The organism is Cellulomonas septica (assembly GCF_012396155.1).
GTDB classification, from domain to species: Bacteria; Actinomycetota; Actinomycetes; order Actinomycetales; family Cellulomonadaceae; genus Cellulomonas; species Cellulomonas septica.
Genome location: NZ_JAAXOY010000129.1, coordinates 1 through 7,091 on the forward strand (window position 1 = coordinate 1; position 7,091 = coordinate 7,091).

Here is a 7,091-nt window from a genome sequence, read left to right on the forward strand (position 1 = left end):
TCGCGACGTGGGCGCACGACGCCACGATCAAGGTCGCGGCGGGCATCGACGTCGAGCTCATGCTGACGGAGGGTGCACGCCTGCTGGAGCGTCGCGCCGACGAGCACGTAGCCGCCGCCCGCTCCTGCTTGGGCGACGACCGGCAGGCCGGCCTGCTGGAGCGCGCTGACGTCACGCTTCACGGTGCGCGCGGTGACCTCGAAGAGCCGCGCCAGACGTGCGCTCGTGGTGCCGCGCGGGCCGACGCGGCGCAGCTCCTCGGCCATCGCGTACAGGCGGTCGGTGCGGTTCACGAGCGGGCTCCCGGGGTCGTCGTCGGTCCTCCATGATGGTGACACGAAGGTGACATGCTGCTGTCACCGACGTCGCGGCACGCTGGTCCCATGACCACCACGCACCTGATCCTCGTCCCCGGTTCCTGGCTCGGCGGATGGGCCTGGGACGACGTCCTGCCCGGCCTGCGCGCCGCCGGTCTCATCCCGCACCCCGTCACGCTGCCGGGCCTCGACCCGTCCGACGACGCGTCGACCGTGACGCGCGCCGACCACGTCCAAGCCGTCGTCGGCCTCGTCGACCGGATCGCCGACGACGGCGGCGACGTCGTGCTCGTCGGCCACTCGGGCGGCGGAGCCGTCATCGGGGAGGTCGTCGACCGGCGCCCCGACCGTGTCCGTCGCGCCGTCTACGTCGACAGCGGTCCGCTCGAGGACGGCAACGCGCTCGTCCCCGACCTGCCCGCCGACTCGACGGGCCAGGCGTTCCCGTCGTGGGAGGAGCTCGCGGACGGCGGGTCGAGCCTCGAGGGCCTCGACGACGCCGCGCTCGCGCGGCTCCGGGAGCGGGCGCTCCCGCACCCCGCCGGCGTCGCCCGCGCCGCGGTGCACGTGAGCGACGAGCGCCGGTTCGCCGTCCCCGTGACCGCGATCTGCACGAGCCTGCCGTCGGAGGTGCTGCTGACGATGGTCGACGGCGGCCCGCCGCTGCACACCGAGATGGGCCGCTACGACGTCACGTACGTCGACCTGCCGACCGGGCACTGGCCGATGTTCAGCCGCCCCGACGACCTCGCCGCCGCCCTGGTCGACGCCGCGCGGGCCTGACCGTCGGACCCCCCGCGCCGATCCGTGCACGCCGATCCGTGCACGCCGCCGATCCGTGCACGCCGATCCGTGCACGCCGATCCGTGCACGCCGATCCGTGCGCACCGATCCGTGCACGCCGCCGATCCGTGCACGCCGATCCGTGCACGCCGATCCGTGCGCGCCGCCGATCCGTGCACGCCGATCCGTGCGCGCCGAGGGCGCGCAGCGCGACGCCCCGGCGACCGTCGGGTCACCGGGGCGTCGTGGCTGTCCGGGCGGGAGAGCCGCCGGGTTCAGGCGCCCGCGGGGGGCGCCGGGGGCGCCTGCGGGGGCTGCTGCTGCTGGACCGGCTGCACCGGGGTCTGCTGCACCGGCTGGACCGGCTGCTGGACCACGGGCTGCGCGACGGGCTGGGCCGTCCCGACCGTGCGGTGGTCGACGACCTCACGGTGCGACGTGTTGCTGCGCTGCGCGTTGATGATGAGCGCCAGGATCAGCGCGAGCACGCCCGCGCCGATGCAGATGTAGCCGATCATCGTCAGGTCGATGGCGTCGATGCTGTCCCGCACGCCGAACGCGAGGATCGCGCCGATGACGATCAGGGCGATGCCGCCTCCGATACCCATGCGTGGCTCCTTCCGTCCCGTCGAACTCCCGTTCGGGACGCCCGTCGAACTACGTCGAACTGGGCGGCGCTCGACTCTTGACAGAGGAGTTTGGCGCGGGTAGTGGAACACCGCATCCGGAGGCGGCATCGTCACCCGGTCAGGTCATCCGGTCACGTCCGTCAGCCCAGGACCTCCGGGTACGCCACGTCGGCCCGGCCCAGCACGTGCTGCGCGAGGAACGCCTCGACCACCTGGTACCAGACGACCGCGTGCTGCGGGCTGAGGATCCAGTGGTTCTCGTCCGGGAAGTAGAGGAACCGGTGCGGCGTGCGGCCCTCGTCGTCCGCCGGCAGGCCCGACCGGGACACGAGCTCGTACCAGAGCCGCAGGCCCTCGCCGATCGGCACCCGGTAGTCCTTGTCGCCGTGCACGACGAGCATCGGCGTGACGATCTTGTCGACGAACCGGTGCGGGGAGTTGTCGAGCGCCATCTCGGCGGTCATCTCGCGCTCCCAGTAGTACGCGGCATCCGTCGTCGGGCCGAACTGATCGAGCGCCCACAGGCTCGCGTGCGTGACGATCGCCCGGAACCGGTCCGTGTGCCCGGCGACCCAGTTCGCCATGTAGCCGCCGAACGAGCCGCCCATCGCCGCCGTGCGGGACGCGTCGACGTCGTCGCGCGCCTCCGCCACGTCGGTGATCGCCATGAGGTCCGTGAACGGCGCCTCGCCCCACGACCCCCACCCGGCCTGGATGAAGTCCTGCCCGTAGCCGGTCGACAGCGCCGGGTCCGGCAGCAGCACCGCGTACCCCTGCGCGACCAGCAGCCACGGGTTCCACCGCCACGACCACGTGTTCCAGGAGCCCAGCGGGCCGCCGTGGATCCACAGCAGCAGCGGCGCCGGGGTCGCGGCGCTCGCACCGTCGGGCAGCGCGAGCCACGCGCGCACGCGTCGCCCGTCGCCGACGGTCGTCTCGACCTCGGTCAACGTGCCCGGGATCTGCGGCGTCGCGACGGGCCCGACGAGGGGCGTGGCCGGGACCGGCGCACCCGTCTCGGCGGCCTCCGCCAGGTCGATGCGGACCGGGTGCGCGGGTGCCTCGTACGACGAGCGCAGCGCGTACGCCGTCCGCCCGTCGGGGCTGACCTGCACGTCGGTGAACACCGCGTCGTCGGCCGTCACCCGCGTCACCGCGCCCGACGCGAGGTCCACGCGGAACACCGGCCCGCGGCCGTCGTCGTCCGCGAGCACCAGCAGCGCGTCCGAGCCCGGCAGCCACACCGGGTCGTGCGGCCAGCGGTCCCAGCCGTCGACCAGCGGACGCGCGTCGCCGCCGGCCAGCGGCACGACCTGCAGGGAGACGTGGGGTGCCTGGTGCGGCGTCGACACCGTCTCCCGCGTGAACACGACCCAGCGGCCGTCGGGCGACACGACCGGCCCGTACACGTCCGCGGCGTCGTCGGCCACGAGCGTGCGCCGCTCACCGCTCGTCACGTCGATCGCGACGACCTCGCTGCGCTGGTCGCCGCGCGCCAGGTACCGCGTCCACCCCGTCACGACCGTGCGGCCGTCCGGCGTGATCGCGGCCGACTGCTCGACGAGCGCCGCACGCGCGTCGGGCGTGGCGTCGCGCAGCGTGAGCCGCGGGTCGCGGTCGCCCGCGAGCGGCGTCACGACGTCCGCCGAGAGGTCAGCCGTGAACAGGTGCGGAGCGTCCGGGCCCAGGTCGTGGTCCCAGTACCGGATCGGGTATGCGTCGTGCAGGATCGCCGCGATCTTCTTGTCCTTGCGGGCCTTGCGCAGCTTCTCGTCGGTCTCCGCGTCCGGCGCCGACGGGAGCACGTCGCTGCTCACCAGCACCACCGACGCGTCCTTCGCCGTCCGCACCCCGCCGACACCCGCCACCCGGTCCGCGACCACACGGGCCTCCGCGTAGTCCGCGGGCAGCAGCCACAGCGCCGGGACCGGGTCGTCGTCGCCGTCCTTCGCGTCCGGGTCGGGCCGGGCGCTCGTGAACAGCAGGTCGCCCGACGCCGTGAACGCGGCGCTGGCCTCACCCTTCGCGCTGCGGGTCAGGCGTCGGGCCGGCTTCTCGCCCGACGGGTCGACCTCCCACAGCGCCGTCACGTACTTGGTCCGCTTGGCGTCGAGCGTCGCCACGGCCGTCACCAGCCGCGTCCCGTCGGGCGACAGCACCAGCCCGGACACCCGCGGGATCCCCACGTAGGAATCCAGGTCGTGGAACGGCGTCGCCGCCGCACGGTCCCCGGCGTCACCACCCCCGGCACCACCGGTCGCACCGACGCCGCCGTCGCCGGCGGTCGTCTGCTGGGGCAGGGTCTCGTCCGCGCCGCCGCCGGCGCCGCTGTCAGTCGTCATCGTCACCGCCCCGTCCTATCACGCCCACCTGACCCACTCCGTATCCCAGATCCGCCGAACGCAACATCACGTGCGCCAACGCCCGGTCAGACGTGCCTGATGTTGCGTTCGGCGGCTTTACGGCCGTCGACGGTCGCCAGGTCGTCGGAAGGTGGGCGCGGACCGTACGGACCAGCGCGCCTGACGGGCCCAGGTCGGCGGCAGTGAAGCGCAGGAGCTCCACGCGGCCGGTCCGGACGACCGCGTTCTGCCGGCGACGATCGTGCAGAACGGCCCTGGGCGTCTCGTGCACCTCGCGCCCGTCGATCTCGGCGACGAGCCACCGGTCGCCGCCGAGCCTCCATCCGAGGTCGGCACGTGCGACGAACCCGCCGTCACCGTCCCTGATCGTCACCTGCACGTCGTCCGCCGGAACACCGGCATCCCAGCAGTCCAGGCGTGCGAGCGACTCCAACGGCGACTCCGCTCGAGCGTCGACCAGCGACCAGAGGTCGCCGACGCCCGCCGCGCCGCGCCTCCCGGCGACGCGGCTCCGGACGTCCTCGAGCCCGGACTCGTCGAGGAGCCCGCGCCGGAGGACGTCGTCGAGCACGGCGAGCGCGTGCCGACGACCGATCTCGGGCACCGCCTGCGTCACGGCCCACGGCAGGACGACGGCGCGTCCAGCGCCGATCCGGCGCTGGGGAAGGACCGTGGCACCACCGAACTCGCGCACCCGGATCCCGTCCCGCGACTGCCGGAACCGTCCACCTGGCATCGCGATCTCGGGCTGCAGGTCGACAGGGAGACCGGACACCCCGTACAGCGCCAGGGCGCACGCGCCGACCGCGACCGCGGAGGGTCCGTACGCGAGCATCCCGAGCCACGCCGCGCGGAGACGCCGGTCGTCCGGCGAGCGCCCGCTCGTCGGACGCGTGTCGAACACCCCCCGCGTCGGTCGCGACCACAAGCCTGCGGCCACGAGTCGACCACGCCGCCCGCTGGTGACGCCTTGCGCGTCGGCCTGCTCGGCCGAGAGCAGCCCGCCCTGACGGCCGGCGAGCACGAGGAGCGACCTGGGGATGTCACGACGACGGGGCACCCCGCCATCCGAGCGCGAGCGGACGGATGGCGAGAGCCAGAGGTCGATCTGTGTGGATGACTCCCCCAGCTCCCGCCCCCTGTGACCCGTTCGCCGCCCCCCGCACCCGAACGCAACGTTGGGCTCGCCCAGCACGCCCCAGGCGGCGCCAAAGTTGCGTTCGGCGGGGACCGGCCGGGGGCGGCCGTGGGGCGGGTGGGGGCGGGCGGCGTTGGCAGGCGGGTGGGTCAGGTGCGGTAGACCTGGACGACCGACGGGCGGGGGCCGCCCCAGCGGCCGCCGGACACGGAGCCCGGGGTCACGTAGTCCGGGAAGTAGGACTGCTGGGCCGCCCACGTGCCGTCCTCGCCCGGGTGCTGGACCGCGACGTAGACCATCTCGTCACGGTCGCGGACCACCGGGCCGCACGTCTCGGCGCCCCGCGGCACGGCCAGGAACTGCTGGACACGGCCCCGCTCACGACCGGAGAGCGGCACCTTGAACAGGCCGTCGCAGTACCCGATCGTGCCGGGCTGCCCGTCGGTGGAGATCCACAGGTTGCCCGACGAGTCGAACGCGACGTTGTCGGGGCAGGAGATCGGCGACACCTTCTCGGGCGGGAAGCCCGCGAAGTACGTGCCGGTCGTCGTAGCGGGGTCGCCGCAGAGCAGCAGGATGCTCCACCCGAACGTGAGCGACCGGGGGTCGTTCCCGGCCTCGGTGAGCTCGACGACGTGCCCGTGCCGGTTCGTGACGCGCGGGTTGGGCTCGGTCGCGCCCTCCTTGCCGGCGGCGCCACGGTCGGTGTTGTTGGTGCACGCGACGTACACGCGACCCGTCACGGGGTTGGGCTCGACGTCCTCGGGGCGGTCCATCTTGGTGGCGCCGACGGCGTCGGCCGCGAGCCGCGTGAAGACCAGGACCTCCTCCGTCGTGAAGCCCGGCACCTGCGAGACGCCGTCGAGCACGAGCGGGATCCACTGGCCCGTCCCGTCGAACGCCCCGTCGGACGGCAGCGCGCCGGTCCCGGTGATCTCCGAGACGGGCGAGTCGCCGAGGAACCGCGCGACGTACAGGTTGCCCGCCGTGAGCAGGCGCTTGTTCGCGTCGCGGTGCCGACGGCCCTCGCGGTACCGGTCCTTCGAGACGAACTTGTACAGGTAGTCGAAACGCTCGTCGTCGCCCATGTACGCGGCGACGTGGCCCGACCGCCCGACGATGACGTTCGCACCCTCGTGCTTGAACCGGCCGAGCGCGGTGTGCTTGACGGGCGGTGCGGTCGGGTCCTCGGGGTCGACCTCGACGATCCAGCCGAAGCGGTGCGGCTCGTTCTCGTAGCCGGGGTTGCGGGCGTCGAAGCGCGGGTCGACGTCCTCCCAGCCGCGCGTCGTCGCCTTGTCGGCGAAGCCGTACCGCTTGTCCGCGGCGGACGTGCCCGCGGTGCGGAAGTACTGGTTGACGTTCTCCTCGCCCGACAGGACCGTGCCCCACGGGGTCGTCCCGCCCGCGCAGTTGTTGAGCGTGCCGCGCGGCGTCGTGCCCGCAGGGTCGGCGACGGTCCGCAGCAGCGCGGACCCGGCCGCGGGGCCGGAGAACGTGAACGGGGTCGACGCGGTGATCCGCCGGTTGGCGCGCGCGCCCACCTTGTACGTCCACGGCTTGCCCTTGCGCTCGCGGTACAGGCCGACGACGGACAGGCCGTGCGACGCCATCGCGACGCGGCGCTGCCGGTCGAGCTCCTCGGGCGTCGCCGCGGGCGGGAACATGATGTTCTCGTTCGTGTACTCGTGGTTGACGACGAGCGTGCCGGTGCGGCCGTCGCGGTCCTCCAGGATGTCGACGTAGTCGCAGTTGTAGCCGAACAGGCGCTCCGCGACCTCGGGCGTGACCGTCGCCGGGTCGAACGTGTCGCGCGACGACAGCAGCGGGTCGCCCCAGCGCACGAGCGGCCGCCACTGGT

General features: G+C 73.7%; 5 protein-coding genes and 2 pseudogenes. 2 read left to right on the top strand and 5 right to left on the bottom strand.

The annotated features are described in order from the left end of the window. Positions 1-44: 44 nt before the first annotated feature. Positions 45-119: pseudogene (locus HGA02_RS21630) on the top strand (hypothetical protein); the annotation flags it as partial. A gap of 48 nt (positions 120-167) precedes the next feature. Here HGA02_RS21630 and HGA02_RS20835 read toward each other — a convergent pair. After that, positions 168-266: pseudogene (locus HGA02_RS20835) on the bottom strand (helix-turn-helix transcriptional regulator); the annotation flags it as partial. Between the two features lie 117 nt (positions 267-383). On the opposite strand from HGA02_RS20835, the gene HGA02_RS07070 reads away from it, so the two are divergent. Next, complete coding sequence (locus HGA02_RS07070) at positions 384-1,100, top strand: alpha/beta hydrolase (RefSeq protein WP_168678433.1); 717 nt, start codon at positions 384-386, stop codon at positions 1,098-1,100. A 275-nt stretch (positions 1,101-1,375) separates the two neighbouring features. Here the strand turns inward: HGA02_RS07070 and HGA02_RS20840 are convergent, their stop codons facing one another. The 4 genes from HGA02_RS20840 to HGA02_RS07095 form a co-directional block, all read right to left on the bottom strand. Further along, positions 1,376-1,708 carry a DUF6458 family protein gene (locus tag HGA02_RS20840; protein WP_225916124.1) on the bottom strand — a complete coding sequence of 111 codons (333 nt, stop codon included), beginning with the start codon at positions 1,706-1,708 and terminating at the stop codon, positions 1,376-1,378. A gap of 161 nt (positions 1,709-1,869) precedes the next feature. Then, a complete protein-coding gene (locus HGA02_RS07085) occupies positions 1,870-4,071 on the bottom strand; it encodes a S9 family peptidase (RefSeq protein WP_168678434.1) in 2,202 nt (733 codons plus the stop codon). Beyond that, positions 4,061-5,287 (bottom strand): type IV toxin-antitoxin system AbiEi family antitoxin domain-containing protein, encoded by a 1,227-nt coding sequence (locus HGA02_RS07090; RefSeq protein ID WP_168678435.1) that lies wholly within the window; start codon positions 5,285-5,287, stop codon positions 4,061-4,063. The genes HGA02_RS07085 and HGA02_RS07090 overlap by 11 nt, the downstream gene beginning before the upstream one ends. Positions 5,288-5,379: 92 nt before the next feature. Further along, a partial coding sequence (locus HGA02_RS07095; RefSeq protein ID WP_168678436.1) for a PhoX family protein occupies positions 5,380-7,091 on the bottom strand: 1,712 nt, incomplete at its 5' end.